The following is a 26,861-nucleotide window of genomic DNA, read 5'->3' on the forward strand; positions in this document are numbered from 1 at the left end:
TATCCACAACGTTTGTCATTCCGTAGGAATCCAGGCATAGAAAGTATTCTGATGATAAATGAGGATAAACTACTGTTTAGATTCCTACGGAATGACAAAGTGGGCGCTTATTTGTGTGTGTACATGTGCATAGTTACTTGCTTCAGACATAATACAAACTGCTCGCTTAGCCTATCCACAACGTTTGTCATTCCGTAGGAATCCAGGCACAGAAAGCTTTCTGATGATAAATGAGGATAAACTATTGTTTAGATTCCTGCGGAATGACAAAGTGGGCGCTTATTTGTTTGTTTGTTTGTTTGTTTGTTTGTGTGTGTGTGTGCATAGTGAACGGATGAAGGAGTGCGTCAAGATACTTATTGCACAGTTGTTTTAACCAACTCCTACGCCCCTCATAATACTTTAACACCCTTTATAGCCTCTCCCCCGATAAATTTTCGTTCTTTTGCAAAAAGTTTTAATTTTTACCCAACCGCATGTCTAAGTTTGATGAAATCCGGTATTTCAATGATCAGGAAGTCAATGAGAGATTACAGAGCATAGCCCGTGATCCCATGATGAAAGCCTTTATGAATTTTACTTTTCCTGATACAGATGAGCAGGTTTGGCTGGAACAGTTTAAGAATGTTCATTCCATCAGTGATTTTCAGCATCAGTTTGTAGCCTATGCCGTTCGCCAGATCCTTTCAAAAAGTTCTGACGGTTTAACGACTTCAGGATTTGATAAGCTGGAGAAAAACACCTCTTACCTTTTCATCTCGAACCACAGGGATATCGTCCTGGATACTTCATTGCTTAATCTGGTATTGCTGGAAGGCGGTTATGTAATGACAGCTTCTGCCATTGGGGATAATCTTGTCCGCAAGAATTTCTTAAACGTACTGGCTAAACTGAACCGTAACTTCCTGGTACAAAGAGGACTGCCACTTCGTGAACAACTTACCAGTTCACAGACGATGTCTGAGTACATTAAAGAGCTGCTCCTTCAGGAAAACCGTTCTGTATGGATTGCCCAGCGTGAAGGCCGTACCAAAAACGGCAACGATTCTACCCAGCAAGGGGTTTTGAAAATGCTTGCCATGGCATCCGGAGATCAACCTGTTATAGATTATTTTAAAACATTAAAGATTGTTCCGGTCTCCATCTCCTATGAGTATGATCCTACAGATTCGTTAAAAATGCCTCAACTGCTGGCACAGCACAGGGATGAGGAATACATTAAAGGTAAAAATGAAGATTTCACCAATATCATCAGCGGAATCCTGGGACAAAAGAAACGCATCCACCTCCATGCAGGTGATGTTCTGGACAAAGAACTGGATGAAATTGCAGCTGCCATTGACAACAAAAATAAACAGCTGCAGGCCATTGCACAGGTGATTGACCGCTCCATCATCAGTAATTATAAGCTTTGGCCAACCAAGTACATTGCTTATGATCTTCTGCACAACACAAATACTTACGCTTCCAAATACACAGAACAGGAAAAACAGTTATTTGTCCGCAGGCTTGAAATGCGTATTGATCCTTCAGATCCTGTTTCCAGAGAGTACTTCCTGGCCATGTATGCCAATCCTCTGGTGAATAAACTGAAGGTTGAAGAGGGTTTTGAAAGCTAGCTTTAAATAATAAAGTGGCTGCCTCCTATGTTTGCAGTCAGTTACGAGCGTGGGCTGTCGCTCCTGCTGGGATTAACAAAATTTAAAATAGCAAAATGTTAAATGTTTAGGTTCTTTCTATCCGCTTAATACCGGATTATTGGCTTTATAACCCTTACACCATCTTTCTGCCGGAATAATTCGTGATGGGTAAAAAAGTACCACATCTGTTAAAAACATCAATATTATCATTCTATTAAAAGTAAAATTGTTTATATTTAGTTAGATATATTCAAAAAAATCCATGCTGTAAAAGGCAGGATAATTGCAATAATCTACAAAATCACACAAAATAATACTTATGAATGTACAGCTGGACCCACAATCTAAGACTGAAAAGAATGCTGATCATTTCCGTTCAGATATTTTGAACGGACTTAAAAATACTCCTAAAAAATTATCTTCAAAATATTTTTACGATAAGATAGGAGATCATCTTTTTCAGCAAATTATGGATATGCCTTCCTATTATCTGACCCGTTGTGAACTGGATATTTTCAAAAATAAAACAGATGAACTTATTGATCTCCTTATTCCCGGAAATGAATCTTTTGACCTGATTGAATTAGGGGCAGGAGACGCCATGAAATCCACCTATTTACTTGAAAAGCTGATCAGCAAAGGGGTTAACTTCACTTATATGCCGATTGACATCTCAGGAAATATTCTTTCCATACTTCATAAAAAACTGAGCAGCCAGTTTCCGGAAATCAAAATAACCTGTCTGGAAGGAGATTATTTTGAAATGCTTCAAAAAGCAGCTTCATTATCTGACCGGAGAAAAGTTGTGTTATTTCTGGGAAGTAATATCGGAAATATGACTCCGGAAGAGGCCGAAGATTTCTGTCTGCATCTGAATAAAAATTTATCTCAAAAAGATCGTGTCCTGATAGGTTTTGATCTAAAGAAAAATCCGCATATTATCCTGAATGCCTACAATGATAAAGAAGGAATTACAGCTTCTTTTAACCTTAATCTTCTTACCCGCATTAACAATGAACTGGGCGGTAATTTTGATCTGAAACAATTTCAACATTACCAGACTTATGATCCCGTTACCGGAGCCTGCAGAAGTTTTCTGATAAGCCTTATCAGACAGGATGTGACTATTGACAATACCAGGATTTCTTTTGAAGAAAACGAATTGATCGATATGGAAATTTCCCAAAAATTTTCTTCCGAAAAAATCAGGGAATTAGCCAAAAAAACAGGTTTTACCATCACAGGAGAGATCAATGATTCTAAAAAATGGTTTGTAGATACCATCTGGCAGGTACAATAAAAAGAGATGATACACACAACGCATCTGCAAAAGTGAAAAAATAAAATATCCTTCTTTCATTGAACTTCAATCATTAAAAACTAAAAGACATGACCCCAGAGATCATCACAAAAGATATTACTAAAAAGTATATGGACATCCGCAGACGTTCTGAAGAAATCTGTGCCCCGCTGGAAATAGAAGATTATGTGGTACAGCCGATTGTAGATGTAAGCCCTCCGAAATGGCATCTTGGCCATACCACATGGTTTTTTGAAACCTTCATTCTTACCCAGCATTTTCCGGATTACAAGGTTTTTGATCCGCAGTATAATTTTGTTTTCAACAGCTACTATGAGACTATCGGAGCGCGGGTGATCCGGACCGACCGCGGAAACCTCAGCCGTCCTTCTGTTTCAGAGGTGTATCAATATCGAAAATATGTAGATGAGCATATGGAAGCTTTTCTTGAAAGCTCATTTCTGACAGAAGCCCTTAAACCGCTTTTGGAACTGGGGCTTAACCATGAGCAGCAGCATCAGGAGTTATTAATTACCGATATTAAATATATTTTGGGACATAATCCGCTTTTCCCAGCCTATACAAAAGAAAAATCCGGACAAATGAACTCCGGAGATCTGGAAATGCTGAGGTTTTCTGAAGGCATCTATGAAATTGGATTTAAAGGAGATGGATTTTGTTTTGATAATGAACTGGGAAGGCATAAAGTATATCTTACAGACTTTGAAATTGCCAGCCGGCTTGTTACCAATAGTGAATATTTAGAATTTATGAAAGCAGGCGGATATGAAGATTTCAGATACTGGCATGCTGAAGGATGGGACTGGGTGAAACAGAATTCCGCAAAATCTCCACTGTACTGGCATTATATTGAAGACCAATGGATGTATTACACACTCCATGGCTTACAGGAAATAGACCCTCATGCCCCATTGCGCCACATCAATTTCTATGAAGCATCTGCTTTTGCCTCCTGGAAAGGAATGCGTCTGCCCACTGAAGAAGAATGGGAAGCGGCTTCGGATTATTTTGACTGGGGAACACGCTGGGAATGGACAAATTCTGCTTATCTGCCCTACCCTCATTTTAAGAAAGAAGCAGGAGCTGTAGGTGAGTACAACGGAAAATTCATGATCAATCAAATGGTTTTGAGAGGGGCTTCAGAAGCTACTCCCCCGGGACACAGCAGAAATACATACCGTAATTTTTTTCAGCCTGATTTAAAATGGCAGTTCACAGGAATAAGACTTGCCCAGTAATTTTTCACCGATGATCACAGTAGAATCCATTTCAAAGAGCTTCAACGGAAAAAAAGCAGTAGATCAAATTTCTTTTCAGGCACTTGATCAGGAGATCCTTGTTCTTTTAGGAACCAGCGGGTGCGGGAAAACGACTACGCTTAAGATGATCAACCGTCTCATAGAAGCAGATTCCGGAAATATTTTCATAGATGGCAAAAATATCCGTGATCAGAAAGCCGAGGAACTGAGAAGGGGAATTGGTTTTGTCATGCAACACTCGGGACTATTTCCCCATTATACCATTCAGCAGAATATTGCGGTAGTTCCTGAGCTATTGCAATGGGACAAAAAGAAAACAGAAAGAAAAACATATGAGCTTTTGGCCAAGCTTCACCTTTCTGAAGAGATACTTTCACGATTTCCTCATGAATTAAGCGGCGGACAGCAGCAACGGGCAGGCATTGCCAGAGCACTGATTGCAGACAATCCTGTTTTGCTGATGGACGAACCTTTCGGAGCACTCGATAATATTACCAGGGCTGATATTCATTCGGAATTTAAATCGTTGGAAGAACTTAAAAACAAAACCATCATATTGGTTACCCATGATGTACAGGAAGCCTTTGAACTGGGCCACCGGATATGTCTGATGGATCAGGGAAAAATTGTACAGATGGGTACTCCCAGGGAAATGCTTTACCATCCTGCAACCCATTTTGTGCGCAATTTTTTTGCTGAAAACAGGCTTTTACTGGAATATAAGGTAACGGCTCTACATCATATCAGCCCATTTCTCCCTTCGGAAAATTCATACTTAAGGCCATACAGTACATCCAATACCAGTGTGTGGGATATTTTACAGCAATTGAGTTCTGATCACCAAAACGCTGAGGTTTACGAGCAACTGGTCAGAGCGTTTAATCAGTATAGAAAATCACAGATGGTATGACGCAGCAACAGAGTTTTTGGCAATTTATTGCTGAACAGCAGGAAAAGCTCACCACCCAGATCATTCAGCATCTCGGGCTTACGTTTTTGTCTTTGCTTTTGGCCATCCTTGTTGGAGTGCCTTTAGGAATACTTATTTCCAGAAAAAAAAGACTTTCCAGCCCGGTGCTGGGCATTGCCGGTATTTTACAAACCATTCCGAGTATTGCATTGCTGGGATTTATGATTCCTGTTTTCGGCATTGGTCCGAAGCCAGCCATTGCTGCTTTATTGATCTATGCTCTTCTTCCCATTATCCGGAATACCTACACTGGAATTATGGGTGTAGATCCCGCAGTGATTGAAGCTGCTAAAGCAATGGGGATGAACAAAAGCCAGCTTCTTTTTAAGGTAAAACTTCCTTTGGCCATGCCGGTTATCATTGCCGGTATCAGGACTGCTGCTGTAATTAATGTAGGAGTGGCTACACTGGCTTCTTTTGTGGCAGCAGGTGGTTTGGGAGAGTTTATCTTCGGAGGAATCTCTCTCAACAATACGAATATGATCATGGCTGGAGCCATTCCGGCAGCATTATTGGCTGTTTTTCTGGATCAGTTCATTGCCATGATCCAGAAATCAGGTTACCGTTTCTTTCAAAAACTGAAATATATTCTTCCTGTTATCCTTATTATTCTGGGAGCAGGCTATCTTCTGACTTTTGTATCACACCGGACAATTAAGGCGGGTTTTACACCGGAATTTATGGGTAGACAGGATGGGGACATCGGGCTTCGTTCAGTATATGGGCTTAACGTTAATCCCCTTGTGGTAAGTGATGCGATTATGTATAAGGCTGCGTATGAGAATGAGCTGGATCTTATCAGCGGATATTCTACAGATGGCAGAATCAAAGCTTATGATCTGTATGTGCTGAATGATGATAAAAAAATATTTCCGCCTTATTATGCAGCCCCTATCATCAAAACCAAAACGCTGAAAAAATTTCCGGAATTGGAAAAAACCTTAAATCTATTGGCCGGGAAATTCAATGATTCTATCATGACGGATCTGAATTACAGAGCTGATCATCTGCATCAGAATCCTGAAAAGATTGCAAAGGACTTTCTCATCAGAAATAATCTGTATAAAAGCCCAGGAAAAGGAAATGCAGGAACTGTGAGAATTGGTTCAAAAATCTTTGGTGAACAATATATTCTCGCAGAAATGTATACTATGCTTATTGAAGGGTATACAGATTATAAAGTGGAAACCAAAACGGGTTTAGGGGGAACAAAAATATGTTTTGATGCCTTAATGAATGATGCCATAGACTTTTATCCTGAATATACGGGAACAGGGCTTCTGGTGCTTTTAAAACCTACAGCAGAGACCATCAGAAATGTTTCCAAAAGTCCCGGCATCACCTATCAGTATGTGAATTCAGTGTTTCAAAAACAATATGGGATCCAATGGCTGAAACCGTTGGGGTTTAACAATGCCTATGCCCTGATGATGCGAAGAAAGCAGGCAGAAGAACTTCATATCAAAAGCATATCTGATCTTGCCCATTATTTTGATGGAAACTAAATTTCTGTTGACAGCCCGGATAGATTGAACAAAGACTATCTGTATTTTTTCTCAACAACAGGAAAAGTCTTCTGAAATCCCTCATTTTTTTCAAAAGCCCTATCTTCGTACCTTAAAAAATTGACAAAATGAAGAAATTCCTATTGCTGGCTTCGGCTGTATTTTTTTTACAATCCTGTGTGGTAAGAACTGCTACAAAAGTAGTATCAGGTGCAGTAAACTTAAGTTATAAAGCGGTAAAAGGTACAGTAAACGGAATCAGCTGGGCAGTAAGCAAGGCGAAGGGAAAAATAGATGAAGACCGTTTGGATGGTACGTGGAAAGTAGTGGGTGTTTATCGTGGTTCTTTTGAGGACTTTTCAAAGGATCAGAATCCTGATGGTTCGTTTACGTCGGAATGTACGGAAGGTTTTGACCAGATTGTTTTCAAGGCCAAAAAGTCTAAATTCAAGCCGGTGCACTGCAGCACACAGGATGAAGATTGGGTGAAATATTCTATGGAGTTTGGAAAAAATCCTTCTACCAAAGAAAAGGAAAATTATATAGAATACAATTCCAGCAATTATATTTCTGTGATAGATGTCACCAATAAAACAATGGTTCTGGAAGGCAATCTGATGCCTAAATTAGGGTTTTCCGGTGGTAAATTGTATCTCCTTGAGAAAGTAAAATAGAAATACAAAGGGTGAGGTTATTTCAAAAACTGCTCTGCAATAAAATAACCTCCTCCTGTTACTGAATGACTCCTGCTGCAATGATGATATAATATTGCCACATAGCTTTCGTTTTATTTCTGTTCATCCCATTTCATCCTGAAAACAAACACTTATCTATTTCAGATTGACACTCCGATTACACAAATATTTTTATTGTATAAACAGTTATCTGGTTTCTGTCTCTACGATCTTCTTTCCTTCCTTACCCAGATAATGTAGAACCAGCTTCTCATACACTTTATAACCATCATCTACATTGGTAAAAATTACAATTCCTTTTCCTGAATTGGGCAATACGATGGTAATACACTGCGTGCCAAGATCGGCGCCGCTGTGGGATAAAGCATAATCACCATTTCCGAGATCATAGATTTCGAATCCCAATCCGAAGTATTTATTTTCTTTCGTTTTTACCTGTTTTCTGATCATTTCCTGAAAAATTTCCGGTTTCAGATTCTTCCCATTCATGACACTGACCATAAAATTCCCGTAATCTGTTATCGTGGTATGGAGATCATCGGCGGCATTAGCCGTTTTATTCTTCACGGTTGGATAAGCTTTACCTTCTTTATCATATCCTATGGCAAATCTTGATTCATCGGTATTCTGATCCCAAACATAATTGGTATCATTCATCCTGAGTGGCTGAAAAATAAGTTCATTCGCAAGCTGATCGAGTGATTTTCCAAATTTCTTTTCCAGAGCCTTCCGAAGGTATTCAAAACCTTCACCTGAGTATTGGTATTTTGTGCCGGGATCAAACTGAAAATTCAGTTTTTTGTCTGCATTCATCCATCTCCAGTTGGGAAAGCCAGTCTGATGGCTCAGGATCAATCTGGTGGTTAATTGGGTATGCCTTGGATCAGCCGCAATATCAGGATCAGTCCAGTATGCATCTAAAGGCTCATCAAGCTTCCATTTCCCAAGACTTATCAACCGTAAGGCAACCATTGCTGTAACAGGTTTGGTGAGAGATGCTACATTGAATAAGGTATTGGAAGGTGCTGAAATTCCGTTCTTTATCCCGCCAAAAACTTTTACCTGCTTTAGCTTCTCATCTTCGATAATTCCCAGTCCCAGAGCAGGAATATTGTTTTCTTTCAGCCAATTTTGCATCGACTGATCGTTATCAAACATGGTTTCATTATCGGTAGTCTGCTTCGGATGGTGATTAAAACTCAATGAACTTTTAAGCTTCCACTCAGCATTTTCCAATATCCATAAATGGGTAAACTTTGCTTCCCCGACTAATTTCTCAGCCTGACTCCCCATTTTTTCATAAAACAGATGATCCCCGTTCTGAATGGCTGCGTAGATCTTTCCGTCTTTATACATGGGATAAATTTCTGTGCTTTTATTAATCAGAACTCTTTTTATCTGGTAAGTTTCCGGAGATTTGCATAATCCGTTTTTAAAGTCAGTGATAAAATTTTTCCTGTCCTCGAAACCGCCTTTATCGTGATAAAATTCAAACCTGTCGCTTAACAGACTTTCCATCTGCTTTATATTGCAGGTATTGTAGCCCACAGAAAAAAACAGGCTGTCTTTCGATATAATGGTTTTGTAAAGAGGATCGGTTTTTTCTGTCTGTGCCTGCATGATGTTCACAAACAGAATTAAAAAAGGAAGGATCAACCCTGAAGACTTTGTCATTGTTATTTTTTTTGACAAAGATTCAATTTCATTTTGTTTTTCTGCTAAAAATGAACCCGACAAAAACCCGACAAAGGCCTGACAGGATTTATATCATACTGAATTTCAGCCTGAAATAGAGTTTTTTATTTTTATCGATTTCTGCTGCATTGCGAAGGATAATCAACACATTGGAAAGCACAATCAGAATCATAAGGATCAGGGTAAACTGTTTTCCGAACTTTAAAAAGATTCCGAGCATGAAGGTAATAGGAGCCATTACTGTCCAGATCATCTGAACCGAAATAATCTGCCTTGCCAGACTGTTTCTCTGTTTCATACTGTGCATGAGTATGAGCGGAACAAAAATATTCAGTGGAGGTAAAAGGGTAAAAATTAATGAGGAAAGATTAATGATTTTAATATAAGAATAGTTGATTGGATTCTCTTCTTCTTTTACTTCTATTTCCACCTCATTTACTTCTGAAAGTACTTGAGGCTGTTCCTGCTGTAATTCAAACTCTTCTATTCCTAAAGTCTGCGCCAGTACTCTGAGCGTATGTCCTTTAGGTTCTGTTCCTGCTTCTATACGTTGAATGGTTCTTACAGATATTTTTGATTTTTCTGACAGTTCTTCCTGAGTCAGATTTTTTTGTTCTCTTATGGCTTTTAGCTTGGACATGGTATGCCTTCCGATTAATTTTCGTCAGCTAATTTACATTTTTTCAGGTCCGGAAACAAGATACAGATTACTCCTGTTCTTCCTTTGACTTCTTTTTTAAAGTTTCCGCTTCAGAGTTTTTCCCTCCGAAAAGCTTTTGGGTATAGGTATACCAGATTCCGCATAAAGAGATGACTATCAGTAATGAAATAGTGAGCCACAGCATTCTGAAACCGTAGTTTTCAGCAATAAAAGATCCTAAAAGTGGGGAAAGGAATAAAGCAGCCGAAAATATTCCTCCAAATAGCCCCATATAAGCCCCTATATTTTTGTCTTCCGCCCTTATAGACGTGATTGCTGATAAAAAAGGGATTACCCACACATTGAATTCCTCCGTCAAGTAGACCCGAAGAAATGGCAGAAACATTGATCCTGAAAGGTAGATCTGCATAATAACAGAAGGCATCCAGGACTCCCTTGCTAATCCTTTATAAGCATCTGAAAAAAAGTAATGATATTGCTCATGTCACTTTAAGGCCAGTATTTCTTGAATAATTTTTCCGGAAAACACATATACTGCTTTCTATGGTAATTGAACTGAGTAATCTCCGAAACCCTGAAAAATATCATCTGCTCTTTCCGGGATATGAATGGGCAAATAATAATCCCCCAATGAATGAGCAAAAAGTTTTCAGGATTCCGGAATTATTACACATTAAACGTTCCTGATCAGCAGATAGAAATGATGAAGATCATAGAACTGATTGTTTTTATAAACAGCATCAATAGAAATTCCTTCTTCAAGAAAACCGTTGTTTTTCAGCACTTTCATAGAAGCTGTATTATATTCAAAAACTCTGGCAAAATCCGGTTCAGATCCAGGTTGTTTATGGCATAGTCTATGAGTTTTTTCGTTGAATTGCTGACTATTTTCTTTCCCCTATCCAGAATCCGGGCTCTGCGCTTTTTCTGTACACTTCAGGTTGCTTAATAAGACTTATCATTCCTGCAAAATGACCATTGTATTCTATCGCAAACGTAAGCTGAGGATCTTCCGCAGATACGATATCAATAAATTGAAGGGCATCTTTAAGGGTATAGGGATGAGGAAATATATCCCTCATATTGTCCCATACTTTTAAAAATTTCGGGCAGCTTATTTTTGTTTCTTTCCAAGCTCCTTTACTTTCTTCAGCCATTGGGACCGCTCTTCATCCTTAGAATTCCGGATTATGCCAATATAAGTCAGTTTAACAGGTTTTACCCCACAATATTCCAGTACAGATTTTTTAAGCTGATTCACGCTGGGCCTGCCAAAAAACAGACGGTAATACCAACCCGGCTGGTCTAAAGTGGTAATAATGTGAGCGGTCTTTCCTTTCAACAGCTTGTCCCACCACACAGAATTTTCACGGTATTTATAAGCCATTCCCGGTAAAAAAAGCCGGTCTATAAATCCTTTCATTATGGCAGGAAATCCTCCCCACCAAACCGGATGTACCCAAACGAGATGATCTGCCCACTGAATAATTTCCCAGGCTTTCAACAGATCCGGCTCAAGCTCCATTCTTTTCTGATATCCAAACTGTAAGTTGGAATTAAAGTTTAAATCCGTAATTACTATTTCTTTTACTTCAGCTCCAGCTTCTATTGCACCTGATCTGTAAGCTTCTGCTATCCCAAAATTGAAAGAATCTTTGTTGGGATGTCCGTTGATAATGACTGTTTTTTTCATGATTTCACCTTAATATTGATGGAATCATAGGCATTAAGCTGTGCCATTAATGATAAAGGCTCATGCAGCTGGTGGCTGAAATACACTTTATTTTGATGAGGGTTTCTCAACAGTTCCTCGGTATGCAGAACGGCAGATAAAGCGGTTAGTTCTGCCTGCCCTTTTTCACTTTGCAAACTCAGCTTCTTTTCTCCGGAATGGCTATTAACTACAATTTCAAAGACCGCCTGATCTCCGTTACCACTGGATCCAAAAATCATTTTTCTTTCCTTTAATGACAAAATATTGTAGATTCTGAGATATTGAAATGATCCCAGCAGCCAGGTAATGAATCTTGAATTATAAGTCATTTTCACACTTACATCGGAAATCCTTTCTACTTTGTTGAGAATATACAGATCGGGCACATCAAAATTATAGGCATTTCTTTTCCCTATCCCAAAAGAAAAATTAAAAGCTTCTGTATCCAGAAAATGCCTTATAAAAACCGGCTTATCATTCTTATAATGCACAAAAGGAACGGCTACGTTTTCTGCCATAAAGTGAGCTGAACTCTCGCCTGCAAGATCTTTCACAGAATAATAGACAAAGAGTTTTGCTTCAGTAATATCACCTGAATCCGCAAGAATATTAGCCAATCCAGGGACAATTCCGCCCATCCAGCCTGAACTGAAGACAATTCTGCTGTTGATATCTGATTTGCCGGCAATATCATACGCCTTCACCAAAGCAGGAGTAGGTTTGGTAATATCCAGATAATCTATGTGATGATCAATCGCAAAGCGAAGTACATGATCTTCCTTGTCATTCACGGAAAGAATGATGAGTTGTATTTTCTTCTCAATAATCACTTTAAAAGAGGAAGGATCTGTAACATCGATTTTCAGGTCTTTGTCTGTTTTTCCCCCTTTTCTTCCTCCGATGAAAACAGTAAGATGAGGATTTCTTGATTTCAGAATCCTGGAAATTGTTTTACCAACCAATCCATTGCCACCAATAATTAAAATATTTTGCTCCATAACTTTTTTTGACAAAAGTAGAGAGCCGATGTTTCAATAAGCAGGACAAATGTCTAAAAAGAAACTTCCTTTCTGATGCGGCTCAGGTGACGTTGGGTAATGCCAAGGTAGGAAGCAAGATACTGTAATGGAATATTTTGAATATAATCAGGATGTTTTTTTAATAATGTTTCGTAACGCCGGGCAGCGCTGTCTCTTTGCAGCTGAAAAAACCGTGTTTCAAGTTCAAGATATTCCTGTTCAGCAATAATCTTTAAAAATTTTGTCCAGTTTATGCTATTCTTTACCAGTTCATCTACCGCTTCTTTTTTAAGGATAATCACCTCTGCATTAGTAATGGCCTGCATACTTTCTTTACTCGGGCATCCTGAAACAAATGAGGAATAGGCAGCGATCATATGATTGGGAAACCGGAAGCAGTAGGTCATATCTTTTCCATCATCAGAAGTATAAAAAGAACGGAAAATACCAGACTTTACCAATCCTACTTCCTTACAAAGCTCTCCTTCCTGTATGAAATATTCATTTTTACTGATATGTCTGACTTCGGAAAACTTAAGGAGTTCTTCAATTTCATTCTCTGAAAACAGATTAAAGCTTCGAAAATATTCATGTTCCATTCTATAAATAAGTTTCAGCGAAAATAAATAAAATACTTCTTTGTAAACGCTGCGTTTTCATTTTTATAGAATTCTATTTTAAGAAAACAAAGACGGATACTGAATCTCAAAAGTCCACTAGGACTTTTGTCATTGACTACGTCGAATCTTCGATTTCTGACGAAGGAAGAATCTCAATCATAAACAACTAGATGAGATTCTTCACTACATTCCAGAACTTTGCTCGCAGACTTTCAGTCTGTGTTCAGAATGACACTTTTGAACTTCTTTTAATCGGAAGCCTTTTGATACATTTCAATTAACAACAAAAAAAATCATCTCAGGACGAGATGATCTACCGTTTTGAATTTACTTGAGTTATTTATGAAGATATGAATGATGTTTTGTTGTAACAAAGATAAGTCAACCTTATTTTTTATGCATCAGTGAAATCCCCAGAATTATATCCGTAAAAATACGGTTGTATAAAAAGAAAAGTCCTGCAGGAAATACCTTACAGGACTTTGGATTATCTAACAATATTCAGTTTAATATTTACAATTCAGGGTTTAAAGTTATGATGGTCATCTGCTTTCACCTTTGAATCTTTATTAAAGAGGGCTTACCAGTTGAAGGAACCATTCTTTAACTTCACCTTCCAAGTATGGAGCAAGCTTTTCCTCACAGGTTTTATGGTAACCGTTCAGCCAGGCGATTTCGCTTTCTGAAAGCATTTCTTTCACCACTGTATCTTTGAAGAACGGACAGAATGTTAGTGTTTCAAATTCATAGAATGTTCCGTGAATTGTTGTTTCTGATTCTTTTACGACAATAAGATTTTCGTGACGAATTCCATAATGTCCTTCAAGATAGTACCCCGGTTCGTTTGAACATACCATTCCCGGAAGAAGTTCCTGAGGATTCAGATCTTTTCTGATATTTTGCGGTCCTTCATGTACATTCATGAAACTTCCTACCCCATGTCCCGTTCCGTGGTTGAAATCTTTCCCTTCCATCCATAGCGGAAGCCTTGCAATAGCATCCAGTTGTACTCCTTTTGTTCCTTTCGGGAATTTTACCATTGATAAACGGATCAGTCCTTGTAATACCAATGTTGAATTTCTTTTAAACTCTTCCGATGGTGTTCCTAAGGCAAAAGTTCTTGTAATATCTGTAGTTCCTTCAAGGTACTGACCTCCTGAGTCTACCAGGATTGTTTCCTCGTTGGTTACTTCTTTGCTTCCTTCTTTTTTGGCAGAATAGTGCATAATAGCACCGTTATCTTTATATCCTACGATAGAACCAAAGCTTTCTCCGACAAAATTTTCACCTTCTGCACGGAATCCTTTCAGTTTTTGTCCTATAGAATATTCATTCATCGTTTCTTTTCCTGCATTGTGCGTTAGCCAATAAAGGAATTTTACCATGGCTACTCCGTCTCTTACCATTACTGTTCTGAAACCTTCCAGCTCAGCTTCATTTTTCTGGGCTTTCATCAGGTTGCCGGGAACCGGAGCTTTGATAAACTGATTGTCTGATTTTAATGTTTCAAAAATCTGTTGGTTGCTGTTCGGAGAAACCAGAACTTTTTCGTTTTTGAAGGTCTTCAGGTAATTGTAGAATTCTTCGTAAGGCATCATTTTTACAAAGGAATCATCCATTTGTTTTCTGGCTGCCACTTCCATTTTCTCTAATCCTGTGAACAGAACAGCATCATTTTTAGTGATTACAATATATCCTAAGAATACCGGATTGCTTTCTACATCACTTCCTCTCAGATTCAGTGTCCATGCCACATCATCCAGACTTGAGATAATGTGTACGGTAGCTTCCTGCTCTTCCATTTTCTGACGGATTGCAGCAATTTTATCGGATACTGATTTACCAGCTCTTTCTACCGGATGAACAAAAATAGGATTAGCAGATGGAGTTCCTCTGTCTTTCCAGACTTCTTTTAAAAGCGGAGCATCTGCAAGTGTAATATTTTTGGAATTGAATTTTTGAGAAAGCAGTTCCCAGTTGGCATGAGAGGCTGCAACAGCATTTACCGCCACTTTACCACCTGCTGGAATTTCTGAAATAATCCAGTCGATATAATTAGGAGTTCCTTCCATCCCATCTTTAAAAAGATCAATTCCGGAACCTTCCAGTTCAATAGCAGCTTGTGTAAAGTATCTTCCGTCTGTCCAAAGTCCCGCTTTGTCTTTGGTAACTACCACAAAACCGGCAGAACCTAAGAAACCTGACAGCCAGGCTCTCTCCTGCCATTCTTCAGGAAGGTATTCGCTCATATGCGGATCTGCAGAATATACTATAAATGCATCAACATTATTTTTCTGCATTTCTTCACGAAGTGCAGCAACTTTTTCCTTTGAAGTCATTCTTTTTATTTTTAACCACCGAAAGTTACAAAAAATTTGATGTCTGAAGGGTAAATCTACCGCTATTTTGCTTAATAATTCTTTATTGTAAATGAGTTCAAATAAAATCAAAATACTAAATATATTTCATAAAAGAAATCATTTTTAAGAAAAAAAAACTACCACATTATCAAAATAATAATTTTTTGGAAAGATTATTGCTTCATTCTATAACATGAAACAGCAAAACTATAATAACCACAGGAAATTTTATCCGCCCTATCATTTTATTTATCTTCCATTACTTATAATACTGGAGATTTTAGGAATTTATAAAATCTGGGACGACCCCGGAAATCAGCTGATCTGGATATTATTTTCTGTTGTAATTTTTCTGCTTTTTTATCTGGCATTCATGACAAGACAGCATTACGCGCTGGGACTTCAAAACCGGATGGTGATCCTGGAGTTTAAACAGCGTTATTTCGAGATTTTCAATAAAAGATCGGATGAAACTGCTGAGAAACTGAAGTTCGATCAGATTGCTGCATTGAGATTTACGTATGATGAAGAGTTCAAAGAGCTTTTATACAGAGCACTTCATGAAAATATCTCAGGAGACGAAATTAAAAGGTCTATCAAAAAATGGAGAGCAGACCGACTCCGAATCTAGTACACCCACAAAAATTGAAACCTATGAAAAAATGGAGCTTTTACAGTATTACAATATTAATGTTGTTGACACTCACAAGTTGTGAAGCTGTAGAAACGATTTTTAAGGCAGGAATGTGGTGGGGAATAATCTTAGTCTGTGTGATAGCAGGGATTCTTTTACTGATTTTTTCGAGGGGTAAAAACTCTTAACCATGTTTTATGGAGAAGAATACAGACTTGGAGATGATTTCTCACCTTAAGCCTTCAAAAATTGTTAAAATAATGAAGGATCCGGAAGCTTCTGCAAAGGCGGTGCATCTTGTATATACCACCGATGCAGAAACCGCCGGAATTACCCGGAAAAAAACCGGAAAAAAATACTCTTATTATAAAGACGGAGAAAAAATAAAGGATAAAGAAGAAATTACCAGGATCAATAAACTGGTCATTCCACCTGCCTGGGAAAATGTCTGGATCTGTGCTCTTGATAACGGCCATCTTCAGGCAACAGGCTTTGATGTAAAAAAAAGAAAACAATACCGCTACCACCCTCTGTGGAGTGCTTTAAGAAATCATACAAAATTTTACAGGATGCTTCAGTTCGGGTATGCATTACCGGACATGCGTCTGCATATAGAACAGGATCTTGCCCTGAGAAATTTTGAGAAAAGAAAAATTCTGGCTTTGATTGTAAGCCTTATGCAAAGAACCAATATCCGTATTGGAAATAATGTATATGAAAAGCTGTACGGTTCTTTTGGCCTGACCACATTAAAGGATAAACATGTAAAGGTAAAAGGACAAAAAATTTCTTTTTCTTTTAAAGGAAAGAAAGGTATTATGCATAAAATTGACCTCAGAAGTAAAAGGCTGGCAAGGCTGGTACAGAAATGCAAGGATATTCCCGGGAAAGAGCTTTTTCAGTATTTTGATGATGAAGGAAACCGCCATTCTGTAGATTCCGGAATGGTCAATGAATATATCAAAGAGATCAGTGGTGAAGATTTTACGGCTAAGGATTTCAGAACATGGTCCGGAACCGTAAGTGCTCTGATCGCTTTTAAAGAAATCGGGTATGCAGAGAATGACACTGAATATAAAAAGAAGGTAAAAGAAGCCCTCGACATTGTTGCAGAACACCTGGGAAATACATCGACGGTCTGCAGAAAGTATTATGTTCATCCTTTAGTCATCAACCTTTACGAGAACAATACGATCAAAAAATATCTTGATGAACTGGAAGTCATAGAAGAAAATGACGGAAAAGCCGATCTTACAAAAGAGGAAAGACTGGTTCTGAAGATTCTGGAAAACGAGAAGATGTAGAATATGGAAGAATGGAAGCTGGGAAAGGGAAGTTATGAAACTCCTAAAACAGTTTTCTGAATTCTCAACTTATTTTGATCAGACTAATGCACAATATTTCCGGCATCTGACTTCCCGCTTCCATCCGGACTATATTGAAATCCTATTGTTATTCAAAAACTGAACTCTGTACTCTTTTGGGGTAATCCCTGCAATCTTTTTGAAATGTAAAATGGGAATGATTTTTACGGATTGGTATTGACGTGATTACAAACCATACCGGATCATTAAAAATGAAGAAAAGGGATTAACAGCCCGCTATCTGCAGGCAATGATATAGAATGTATCTTGGCGCTGTAATATAATCACCGTTTTGAACAGCAGCAACCTGTGTATTGTAAGTATAGCCTGCAAAGAAATAGTGTAGCCAAGGCTGTGCAAGTAATGAATCAAATTTCACTTTCTCCCAGTCATTGGAATCCTGCACATCCTGTATATCTGAAAAATTGTAAATTTCAGTCTGCGTCTGCTGAAGAAGATTAATTTTTGAAATGATTTCAGAGTATGAACGAGTTTTTCCTTTCTGCGAAAGAAGAACCGCACACAACGCTGAGAAAAATAAGACTTTTTTTCATACTTGTTTAATAATGATGTAAAATTAGAACAATCCCAACCCTTCGCCTTTCAAAAAGATTATTTAAAATGTTCAAAATTGCAGTAAAAGTGAATTTATATAAATTTAACATTCTGCCATAAATCCTTTATTTACAGCAGTTAACAGTTGTTTTTAAACCAGGACAAATCATTTATTATCCTTATTACTATAATTACAACAAACGGATGATTTTTTTTGTTTAATCTAAAAAACAAGATAAATATGTTAATATTCCATACCGTTTACAATTAAAAACGAAGTATCTATTATTAACTGTGCTGCATCGGATTTTATCTGATAAAAACAGGCGGTATTTTTTCTTTCTTTATAATTATTGTAAATTTGTATACACATCTTATTTAAATTTAATAAAATAATAAAACGTAATATGTCAAAAGCAATTTCGCAAGTACCATTAGCGGTAAACGAGCCTGTAAACTCATACGAACCGGGATCTCCGGAAGTTAAAAGCCTTATCGACACTTATAAAAAAATGTGGGCTGAAAAGGTAGAAATCCCAATGATCATCAATGGAAAAGAAGTAAAGACTGATACAAAAGTACAGCTTCAGTCTCCACAGGATCACGCTCATGATTTCGGGTTTTACTACCAGGGTGGTATGCAGCATGTGGATGACGCTATCAACGCGGCATTGGCAGCTAAAAAAGAATGGAATGAACTGGGCTGGGAACAGCGTGCAGCAATTTTCTTAAAAGCAGCTGATCTTTTGGCTGGTCCTTACAGAGATGTAATTAATGCTGCAACAATGATCGGACAGTCTAAAAATGTACATCAGGCTGAAATTGATGCAGCTTGTGAGTTCATCGATTTCCTAAGATTCAATGTAGAGTTCATGACAGAAATGTATGCTGAGCAGCCGGTTTCTGACAATGGAATCTGGAATCGTGTTGAATACAGACCATTAGAAGGATTCTGTTTTGCCGTAACTCCATTTAACTTTACCGCAATTTCCGGAAATCTTCCGACTTGTATGGCAATGTTAGGAAATGTTGTGGTTTGGAAGCCATCTGACAAGCAGGTATATTCTGCAAAAGTAATCATGGATGTATTAACAGAAGCGGGTCTTCCTGCAGGGGTTATCAACATGATCTTTACGGATGGTAAAGAAACGGCTGAAAAAGTATTGGCTCATAAAGATTTCGCAGGTCTTCACTTCACTGGTTCTACAAAAGTATTCCAGGGAATGTGGAAAATGATCGGTGATAATATCCACAACTACAGAACATATCCAAGAATCGTTGGAGAAACTGGTGGTAAAGACTTCGTTATTGCTCACTCGTCTGCTAACGTAGAAGCAGTAGCAACGGCATTGGTAAGAGGTGCTTTCGAATATCAGGGTCAGAAATGTTCTGCGGCTTCAAGAGCGTATGTGCCGAAATCTCTTTGGGCTGATGTGAAAAAAGTAATGGAAACTCAGATGAGCTCTATTAAAGTAGGTTCTCCAGAAGATACTTCAAACTTCGTAAACGCTGTAATTGATAAAAATTCTTTTGAAAAATGTAAAGGATATATCGACAGAGCAAATGCTTCTGACGAAGCTACTGTGGCGATCGGTGGAAAATATGACGATTCTAAAGGATGGTTTGTACACCCAACGGTAATTGAAACTACAAATCCTCACTACGAAAGTATGGTGGAAGAGATCTTTGGCCCGATCTTATCAATCTACGTATATGAAGATCAGGACTGGAAAGAAACGCTGAAACTGGTAGATTCTACTTCTCCTTATTCATTAACAGGTTCTGTATTCTCACAAGACCGTTACGCAATCAGCGAAGCATACAAAGCTTTAGAAAATGCATCAGGTAACTTCTATATCAATGATAAACCTACAGGTGCCGTAGTAGGCCAGCAGCCTTTCGGTGGTGGCAGAGCATCAGGAACCAATGATAAGGCAGGTTCTAAAATGAACCTTCTGAGATGGGTTTCTGTAAGAAGCGTAAAAGAGACTTTCGTTTCTCCTAAAAACTACAAATATCCTTACCTAGGGTAATTAATAAATAATGATTAATAAGTAATAGGCAATGAGTAATTGTTGTCTGTTCTTGGAATACAGCCTCGGAATTTCGGTTTCGGGGCTTTTTTGTGGAGTGCGAGACACGAGGTTTGAGAGTGGGAAGGTTTGAGAGTTTGAGGGTTATAGCGTTTGAGAATATTAGAGTATGAGAGTATTTCTGGTAATAAAGTATTTTTTGGACTACAATCAACATTAAACACTATACGTTAAACTCGCATATCCCGTATCTCGAAACCCAGTATCTCCACTAACATCTTTTAACAAAATTTACCGATATTTTACGATTCTCCCAGCCTTGTTAGGAATAATTGTTGATTTTTTTATTAATACAACACCACAAAATAAAATAATATGAAAAAGTTATTGCTAACAGCCGTCGGAATAGGAATATTTACAGTGAGCTGTGGAACCAAAGAATCGACAATGTCAACCAGTAGCCGTGATTCAGCAACAGTAGAGAACACACAGAAAAATATAGATCCTGCAGCTACTGATACCATGACTACAAAAATGAAGAATCCCGACTCTATCCAAATGAAAAAGGATTCTGCGGCAATGTCTCCTGTCAAATAGTATTTTATACCTCTAATTTAAAATGTAAATCCACAAATCACTCATTGTGGATTTTTTTATACTTTCTACTATCATTTTTTTATCTTTGATGGAAACAACACAACAATGATAAAAAAAATTCAGCTGCCTTATCTTATCAAGATATCAAATTTGATAATGGTGCATTTCCTGAAATTATATCCAAAGCTGAAAAATACTATAAATCAGTATTTATTAATGCTTATACATACTGGTGTGATCCCTGTAAACTCATGGTTAAAAATATATTCATCCTGCAATCTGTGAGTGAATACTATATCCAGCATTTCATAAATGTAAACATTAATACAGAAAAAGGTGTAGGGATTGAATTAGTAGAAAAATACCACATAAACTCTTATCCCACTTACTTATTTATTAATGGAAAGGTGAGCTTATTCACAGAGGTTTAGGTTATTTTACAGAAAAAGAGTTTATTCAACCCGGCAAAGATGCAGATGATGCAAATAAAAAGCTGAATGTCTGAAAAAAATTAATTTTCTTCAACACTAAAATGATCTGTAGCCTTATTCAGGGTATATAAAGATCTCTTTAGGTAATATACAGATCCTTCAAAAAAGATCATGGAGAAAGGCTGTGGCAGCAATTCTTAACATCAGAAAATATAAAGAGCGGGGTTTTATTTCCAAAAAATGTGTTTGTTTACAATTGCATTCAAGATTTATTATATTTACTCAAGAAAACCAGTCAAAAAAATTACTATGAAAAAATTATTCTGTACAGGAGCAGTTGTTGGACTTCTTTTCCTTGGAAGTTGTGCTCAAAACAAAGAAAAAAGAGAAGAATATAAAGAAGCTCATAATAAAGATTCTCTAAGAAACAGGATGGGAGACTCCGCTGTAGCCAATTCTATACCGACTCCGGCAGCTGCCGATACGTCAAAAACCAAAACCGACAGCACAAAACTTAAATAAAATCACAAATCCACAGATTACTGTGGATTTGCACTTAAAAAAACTTGACTGAAAAAAAACCGGGCAATCAACCCCGATTATGATATATGATTTTCTTCCTGCTCAGAAGAATATATCATTAAAAAGCTAAAAATGGGAATCGCAGTTTGTCTTATAATGATCTTAATTCAGAAATGAAATAAAAGTGATAAGCTGTAACAGAATTGTGTGTGTACTGTGAAACTGGCGCAAAGATATGATAGCAAAGGTTTCCTTTCAAATAATAGGTTGTTCATTTTCGTGAAAATGGCAAGATAGAATTAAATTAAGCCTCTCTTTTTAATCATTTTCAGGAAAATGAACATTTTTATCTGATGTGTTTTCAGCATCCAGATATTTGATATATGCTGATGGAGAATAGTCTGTAACCGCTTTAAAGACGGCGGCAAATTTGCTGTGTGAAGAGAATCCGCATTCGTCAGCCAGAATACTTATTTTATATTGTCTGTACTTCTCATCATTAATTAGTTTGTCTACAATATAGTTGATTCTTAAACGATTGATATACGTTTTGAAATCTGCATTTTTATGCTGATTGATTACGTAAGACAGATATTTTGTATTGGTATTCAGTTCCCCTGCAAGAAAAGACAAAGACATTCCTTTATTGTTATAAAGATTACCTTTTTCAAAATCTTCAAGCAGTTCAAGTAATTTCGATTCGGTTTCGGAAGTCATCAGGGAATCATTCCTTCTTCGGTCTGCTTCCGAGTCTTTTTCATCAACTTCTTCCACAAATATATTCGAAAACTCAGAATCGCCGGATTGAGCTAAAGGATAATGAGTTCTGCTACTGATCATATGTAACTGAGTTCTTATAATATTTCTGAATTTTGAGCGTTGTTTTCTCTGCTTTGTCCTGAATAAAACAAGTAAGCCAACCAGCGAAGTAAACAGAATGACAATGGCAGTATTTTTCACCAGATTCATCTGCCCTCCTTTCTTATTGCTATTCCCTTTCAGAGTCTCAGCTCCCATTGTTACAAAACTTTGATTACGGGCTGCTATGCTGTCATAAGCATGCATATATTTCACCGCATATAATGAAGCTTTAAAATTATCTCCTATTCCTTCATAGTAATCATTTATATTGGAATAAACTGCTTTTTTTAGTTTAAGACTTCGGGATGTATCTGCAATTTTTTCTGCTTTTTTAAGATACCGTTCAGCATCGTTCCAGTTTTTCTGCTTTAGGCGGATCCCTCCTAATCCATTGTATACCAATCCCAGGGTACAGCTTCCATTTTTAAGCAATCCTTCTGCTTTTCGGTAATAACTTTCGGAAACAGAATAATCATTAAGTTTGAAATAGACATCTCCCAACAGCTGATAAGAAGCTGCTGCTGTTCTGTTCTTATTATTGCTGTTTATTTTTCCAAAATATTTCAGAGAGGACTCAATATTCCGTATTGCATTGGGAAAATTCCCCATCTCCATTTCATAGAAGGCCATTTCCTGATTCAGGAGTCCAGCCGCTTCATTACTTTTCTGAAAATCAACAATCTGTCCTGAAGCATACAGTCCTTTTACAATATATTTTTTGGATCTTTCGTATAACCCTACCTGTCTATATTGCCTCGCAAGTAATCTGGTCACCACAGCCATCCATTCCGGATCATTAATCTGATTGATCACAGAATGGGCATTTTCACTGTAACAGATTGCTTTTTTAAGTTCACCTGCATGCTGATATAGTTCTGAAGAGAGCACAAGGCATTTTATTTTCTCTGAGGGTTTTTGTGCCTTCATGTAGAGAGAATCTGCAGTTTTTATTGCTTTGGGTAAATCCTTATAGGCTGTTACGGAAGAAGTTCTCTCACAGATAAGGTCAAAGTTACTTTTTTTCTGAGCGAATAGGGGGACTGATATTGTCAGCAGAAACAAAAATTTCAAAAGACTTTTAGTCATAGAAGAACAAATTATTATTTTGATTTTATAATAATTCATCATTATTTTTACGGGAGTGTCTTTTTGTTTTTTACAAAACTAGTGATATTTTATTTTTTATTAAAACATTATATTGAAATTTAATCATTTAACACAAAACAATCATTTACGTTAATTTTAATAATAAAACCAAAATAATAAAAGATTATCTTTAATACAAGCTGACACCTGTATTAAAATCAAAGTTCCTGTGTAATTATTTTCAATATGAACGGCTCATGTGTCATCATATTTATTACATTTGCAGGGAATAAAAAGTTTTATGAAAAAAATAGCAATACTTTCCTCAATCTTTATAGGAGCCCTTGCATGGGCGCAGGGAATCAAATTTGAAGAAGGCAATTTCGCCTCTATTCTTGCCAAAGCAAAAAAAGAAAAAAAACTGGTCTTTATTGATGCATATGCCTCATGGTGTGGACCTTGTAAACTGATGGTTAAAAACATTTTCCCTCTTCAGTCTGTAGGAGAGTATTACAACTCTCACTTTATCAATGCTAAAATTGATATGGAAAAAGGAGAAGGAATTGAGCTGGCCAAAAAATATAATGTAAAAGCATTTCCTACTTATCTTTTTATAGACGGAAACGGTGAAGCGGTACACAGAACATTAGGATATGTGGAAGAAAAAGACTTTATCCAGTTTGCAAAAGACGCAGAAGATCCAAACAAAAGACTCACTTCTCTGAAGCAGCAGTTTGAAAAAGGGGAAAAAGATCCTGAGTTTTTAAAAAATCTTGCGGTCCTTACCATGTATAACGATGCTGAGTTTGCCGGGAAAGTTCTTAACCGTTACTTTCAGCAGAAAACAAGTTTAGATCAGGAAGATATCCAAATGCTTCTTTCAGGAGTACAAATTACAGATAGTCCTTTGTACAAAATTTTCCAGGATAAAAAAGCTGATATCATTAAATTCTTCCCTGAGGATAAATATGAAAAGTTTGATAAAAATATTAAGCTGAACACCATTTCTAAAAAAGCCTATAATCCGGATACAAAGAAATGGGATGACAGCTATTTTATGGCTGAAACCCAGAAATTCCTGAGCAAAGAAGAAGCTGATAAGATCTTAAAAAGAATGAAAGCCAACAGAGCTTTAAAGAATAAAGATATTCCTGAGTATGAGAAATTAATTCTTGACCTTTACAAAGATTATTCTGCAGTTGGTTCTGATGAACTGAATTCTCTAGCATGGAACTTTTTTGAAAATGTAAGCAATAAAACTTCTCTGGAAAAAGCCATTGCCTGGGCACAGGAATCTGTAAAGAAAGATCAGAATTTTGCCAATACAGATACTTTAGCGAATCTTTACAATAAGGTTGGTGATAAGAAAAATGCAAAAATGTGGGCTGAAAAATCTATTGAGCTGGCCAAAAGTACAGGACAGGATTCTTCCGACACGGAAAAGCTATTGAAAAGTCTTTAATTGGATAGACATTAGTTAATAATAAAACCGCAGAACTGAGGTTCCGCGGTTTTTTATTTATTTTGTAAATGCTTAGTTATTATATACTAAAATCTGCATCTTAGTAAGCATGGATTCTGTATCACCATTATAACCTCCATAACCAGAAGGTACAAAATTCACCGTTGCAGATCCGAACCATGCAGAATATTGTACTTTAAATGTATAAGTTCCTGCTGTAAGGGTTACTGATTTCAAAAATGTCACCGGAACCGGCATACTTCCCAAAGCTGTGCCTCCAGGAAAGCTTCCTGCTTTAGAAGCAAAGGCTGAAGAAATTTTTGTTCCGTTTTGTACAAGGGCAAAAACCCCCTGACTCGAGTTACCGTCTACCAATGTTGCATATCCCAAAACAGTAAATAAAAAGGTCTGAGTTCTTCCTGCAGGAACTGTCAGAGTAATTGTTGCGCCTGGCACATCAATTGTCGTTCCCTGTGCGGCTGTAGCAGCAGTAGTTCCCTGTACATAATAAGCGCCGTTAATAGTTCCGCTTATTGTATTCAGGGTTTGCCATGTTGGTGCTGCTCCTGCCCCGCCGGATGTTAAAATCTGCCCTGAAGTACCTGCACTGCCCGCAGTAGTGCCATTACCTCCCACATTGATTTCATTGGTAACCTGTAAGGCACCATTAACGTGTAGAGCTCTTTGCGGTGTAGATGTTCCTATACCTATTCTTCCGGAATTAGCATCTGTAAGATACATCAGCTCGTTGGGAATCCGCCCAACACTAAAAGACAGGTAACGATCCCCTGTTGCCGTTGTTGTGGAAACATCACCAAAGTTAATACGTGAAATAGGTCCTGTAAATACTGAAGATGAAGATTTCATATTAATACCGAAATTATCTGTACGGTTACCATAGCCAAACCCATCTTGTCCAACATTAATATCCAATGCATTTTTAGTCTGGGCTGTAGTAACTGCTGCATTAAGCAACTGACTGCCTTCTACGTGTAATTTACTTGAAGGAGTAGTGGTTCCAATTCCCAGACGGTTATTGGCAGCATCCACAGATAAGGTAGTTCCATCTACAGAAAATGCATTGGTCTGTGTTCCTGTAAATGTAAGGGTATTGGCTCCCTGTGTTACCGTTCTGTTCCCTGCAAGAGTACCGTCTGCGGTATAGATATTAGTAGGGGAAGCTCCAGCTGCTCCTCCGTCGGTAGACCTCCAGAATGAATTGCTGAAAACAAATTCCAATGCTTTGCCATTAGGAATAGTAACGCCATCCAGTGTAGCCCCAAATCCACCTGTGGTATTGTTATAAACAATAAGCCGCTGGCCCGGGTTGGGAGCGGCAAAGGCAGAAATGGCCACCGTAGCTGTAGCGGCTCCGGTAAGCTGTACCTGGCTTACATTAACCGGAATAGTAACAGCATTACCCGCAACGGCTAAAGCAGTTTCACGGTTGGTAATGGCCCCATTAACATCCAATGTAGTACCGGGAGCAGTAAGCCCGAGCCCCAGATTACCATTAGAGATCATCACCAGGTCATCTTTAGCCTGAACGGCATTAGGAACTCCTGTTGTCGGATTATTCTTTAACCCGTCAATATTAAATACTCCCTGAGGATTGGAAGTGTTAATCCCAACTTGTGATTTTACCACTAAAGAAAATGTGGTAAACAAGCCTGCTAGTAATAAATTTTTTCTCATAATGTATATATTTAAATTAATATTTGCTCATACAAACTTCTTAATAAGCCACTTGTATTACTAAACTGAATGGCTGGGAACGATCTTTCAGTTTTATAAATATTTTTAAAGGAATAATTTTATTTAAAGTTACAAAAAAAACATACACAAGTAACTAAATAC

General features: G+C 37.6%; 24 protein-coding genes. 13 read left to right on the forward strand and 11 right to left on the reverse strand.

The genetic code is table 11. The features are described 5' to 3' along the window. Window positions 1-476 precede the first annotated feature (476 nt). The 6 genes from EK417_RS10510 (at window position 477) to EK417_RS10535 (ending at window position 7,369) form a co-directional block, all read left to right on the forward strand. Window positions 477-1,619, forward strand: coding sequence for a 1-acyl-sn-glycerol-3-phosphate acyltransferase (locus tag EK417_RS10510; protein WP_136522141.1), 1,143 nt, complete (start codon window positions 477-479; stop codon window positions 1,617-1,619). A 340-nt stretch (window positions 1,620-1,959) separates the two neighbouring features. Further along, on the forward strand, window positions 1,960-2,940 hold the full coding sequence (gene egtD, locus EK417_RS10515) for an L-histidine N(alpha)-methyltransferase (RefSeq protein WP_136522142.1): 981 nt from the start codon (window positions 1,960-1,962) through the stop codon (window positions 2,938-2,940). An 89-nt stretch (window positions 2,941-3,029) separates the two neighbouring features. Continuing rightward, window positions 3,030-4,199 (forward strand): ergothioneine biosynthesis protein EgtB, encoded by a 1,170-nt coding sequence (gene egtB / locus EK417_RS10520; RefSeq protein WP_136522143.1) that lies wholly within the window; start codon window positions 3,030-3,032, stop codon window positions 4,197-4,199. 10 nt (window positions 4,200-4,209) lie between these two features. After that, the gene (locus EK417_RS10525) at window positions 4,210-5,130 is read left to right on the forward strand and encodes an ABC transporter ATP-binding protein (RefSeq protein ID WP_136522144.1); all 921 of its coding nucleotides are present in this window, start codon (window positions 4,210-4,212) and stop codon (window positions 5,128-5,130) included. Next, window positions 5,127-6,695 (forward strand): ABC transporter permease/substrate-binding protein, encoded by a 1,569-nt coding sequence (locus EK417_RS10530; RefSeq protein ID WP_136522145.1) that lies wholly within the window; start codon window positions 5,127-5,129, stop codon window positions 6,693-6,695. The genes EK417_RS10525 and EK417_RS10530 overlap by 4 nt, the downstream gene beginning before the upstream one ends. Window positions 6,696-6,823: 128 nt before the next feature. Further along, complete coding sequence (locus tag EK417_RS10535; RefSeq protein ID WP_136522146.1) at window positions 6,824-7,369, forward strand: hypothetical protein; 546 nt, start codon at window positions 6,824-6,826, stop codon at window positions 7,367-7,369. A 207-nt stretch (window positions 7,370-7,576) separates the two neighbouring features. Here the strand turns inward: EK417_RS10535 and EK417_RS10540 are convergent, their stop codons facing one another. From EK417_RS10540 to EK417_RS10575, 8 genes are all read right to left on the reverse strand, one after another. Continuing rightward, complete coding sequence (locus EK417_RS10540) at window positions 7,577-9,064, reverse strand: serine hydrolase domain-containing protein (RefSeq protein ID WP_136522147.1); 1,488 nt, start codon at window positions 9,062-9,064, stop codon at window positions 7,577-7,579. Window positions 9,065-9,152: 88 nt separating this feature from the next. Further along, window positions 9,153-9,725 (reverse strand): helix-turn-helix domain-containing protein, encoded by a 573-nt coding sequence (locus EK417_RS10545; RefSeq protein ID WP_110366655.1) that lies wholly within the window; start codon window positions 9,723-9,725, stop codon window positions 9,153-9,155. 67 nt (window positions 9,726-9,792) lie between these two features. Then, window positions 9,793-10,170, reverse strand: a complete 378-nt coding sequence (locus EK417_RS10550) for an MFS transporter (protein ID WP_136522148.1) — start codon at window positions 10,168-10,170, stop codon at window positions 9,793-9,795. 460 nt (window positions 10,171-10,630) lie between these two features. After that, window positions 10,631-10,828, reverse strand: coding sequence for a hypothetical protein (locus tag EK417_RS10555; protein WP_168801979.1), 198 nt, complete (start codon window positions 10,826-10,828; stop codon window positions 10,631-10,633). 32 nt (window positions 10,829-10,860) lie between these two features. After that, on the reverse strand, window positions 10,861-11,439 hold the full coding sequence (locus EK417_RS10560; RefSeq protein WP_136522150.1) for an NAD(P)H-dependent oxidoreductase: 579 nt from the start codon (window positions 11,437-11,439) through the stop codon (window positions 10,861-10,863). Further along, on the reverse strand, window positions 11,436-12,458 hold the full coding sequence (locus tag EK417_RS10565; protein ID WP_076597655.1) for a saccharopine dehydrogenase family protein: 1,023 nt from the start codon (window positions 12,456-12,458) through the stop codon (window positions 11,436-11,438). The genes EK417_RS10560 and EK417_RS10565 overlap by 4 nt, the downstream gene beginning before the upstream one ends. 53 nt (window positions 12,459-12,511) lie before the next feature. Then, window positions 12,512-13,078 (reverse strand): Crp/Fnr family transcriptional regulator, encoded by a 567-nt coding sequence (locus EK417_RS10570; RefSeq protein WP_136522151.1) that lies wholly within the window; start codon window positions 13,076-13,078, stop codon window positions 12,512-12,514. Between the two features lie 590 nt (window positions 13,079-13,668). Continuing rightward, window positions 13,669-15,438, reverse strand: a complete 1,770-nt coding sequence (locus tag EK417_RS10575) for an aminopeptidase P family protein (protein WP_136522152.1) — start codon at window positions 15,436-15,438, stop codon at window positions 13,669-13,671. A gap of 214 nt (window positions 15,439-15,652) precedes the next feature. On the opposite strand from EK417_RS10575, the gene EK417_RS10580 reads away from it, so the two are divergent. Further along, entirely contained in the window at window positions 15,653-16,090 is a 438-nt protein-coding gene (locus EK417_RS10580; protein ID WP_076597658.1) for a DUF6526 family protein, read from the forward strand. Window positions 16,091-16,290: 200 nt separating this feature from the next. Then, on the forward strand, window positions 16,291-17,397 hold the full coding sequence (locus EK417_RS10590) for a DNA topoisomerase IB (RefSeq protein WP_110366662.1): 1,107 nt from the start codon (window positions 16,291-16,293) through the stop codon (window positions 17,395-17,397). A gap of 286 nt (window positions 17,398-17,683) precedes the next feature. Here EK417_RS10590 and EK417_RS10595 read toward each other — a convergent pair whose 3' ends face one another. Continuing rightward, window positions 17,684-17,983, reverse strand: coding sequence for a hypothetical protein (locus EK417_RS10595; protein WP_136522153.1), 300 nt, complete (start codon window positions 17,981-17,983; stop codon window positions 17,684-17,686). Between the two features lie 436 nt (window positions 17,984-18,419). On the opposite strand from EK417_RS10595, the gene pruA reads away from it, so the two are divergent. From pruA to EK417_RS10615, 4 genes are all read left to right on the forward strand, one after another. Next, on the forward strand, window positions 18,420-20,045 hold the full coding sequence (pruA, locus tag EK417_RS10600; RefSeq protein WP_136522154.1) for an L-glutamate gamma-semialdehyde dehydrogenase: 1,626 nt from the start codon (window positions 18,420-18,422) through the stop codon (window positions 20,043-20,045). A 375-nt stretch (window positions 20,046-20,420) separates the two neighbouring features. After that, entirely contained in the window at window positions 20,421-20,642 is a 222-nt protein-coding gene (locus EK417_RS10605) for a cytochrome C551 (RefSeq protein ID WP_110366665.1), read from the forward strand. Between the two features lie 212 nt (window positions 20,643-20,854). After that, complete coding sequence (locus EK417_RS21705; RefSeq protein ID WP_369073660.1) at window positions 20,855-21,073, forward strand: thioredoxin fold domain-containing protein; 219 nt, start codon at window positions 20,855-20,857, stop codon at window positions 21,071-21,073. A 309-nt stretch (window positions 21,074-21,382) separates the two neighbouring features. Then, window positions 21,383-21,595 (forward strand): hypothetical protein, encoded by a 213-nt coding sequence (locus tag EK417_RS10615; RefSeq protein ID WP_076597688.1) that lies wholly within the window; start codon window positions 21,383-21,385, stop codon window positions 21,593-21,595. A 318-nt stretch (window positions 21,596-21,913) separates the two neighbouring features. Here the strand turns inward: EK417_RS10615 and EK417_RS10620 are convergent, their stop codons facing one another. Then, on the reverse strand, window positions 21,914-23,542 hold the full coding sequence (locus EK417_RS10620) for an AraC family transcriptional regulator (protein WP_168801980.1): 1,629 nt from the start codon (window positions 23,540-23,542) through the stop codon (window positions 21,914-21,916). Window positions 23,543-23,843: 301 nt separating this feature from the next. Between EK417_RS10620 and EK417_RS10625 the strand changes: the two genes are divergently transcribed. Then, the gene (locus EK417_RS10625) at window positions 23,844-25,004 is read left to right on the forward strand and encodes a thioredoxin family protein (protein ID WP_110366669.1); all 1,161 of its coding nucleotides are present in this window, start codon (window positions 23,844-23,846) and stop codon (window positions 25,002-25,004) included. Between the two features lie 72 nt (window positions 25,005-25,076). Here the strand turns inward: EK417_RS10625 and EK417_RS10630 are convergent, their stop codons facing one another. Further along, the gene (locus EK417_RS10630) at window positions 25,077-26,699 is read right to left on the reverse strand and encodes a hypothetical protein (RefSeq protein WP_110366670.1); all 1,623 of its coding nucleotides are present in this window, start codon (window positions 26,697-26,699) and stop codon (window positions 25,077-25,079) included. Window positions 26,700-26,861 lie beyond the last annotated feature (162 nt).

It is taken from the genome of Chryseobacterium candidae, assembly GCF_004916905.1.
Taxonomy (GTDB): domain Bacteria; phylum Bacteroidota; class Bacteroidia; order Flavobacteriales; family Weeksellaceae; genus Chryseobacterium; species Chryseobacterium candidae.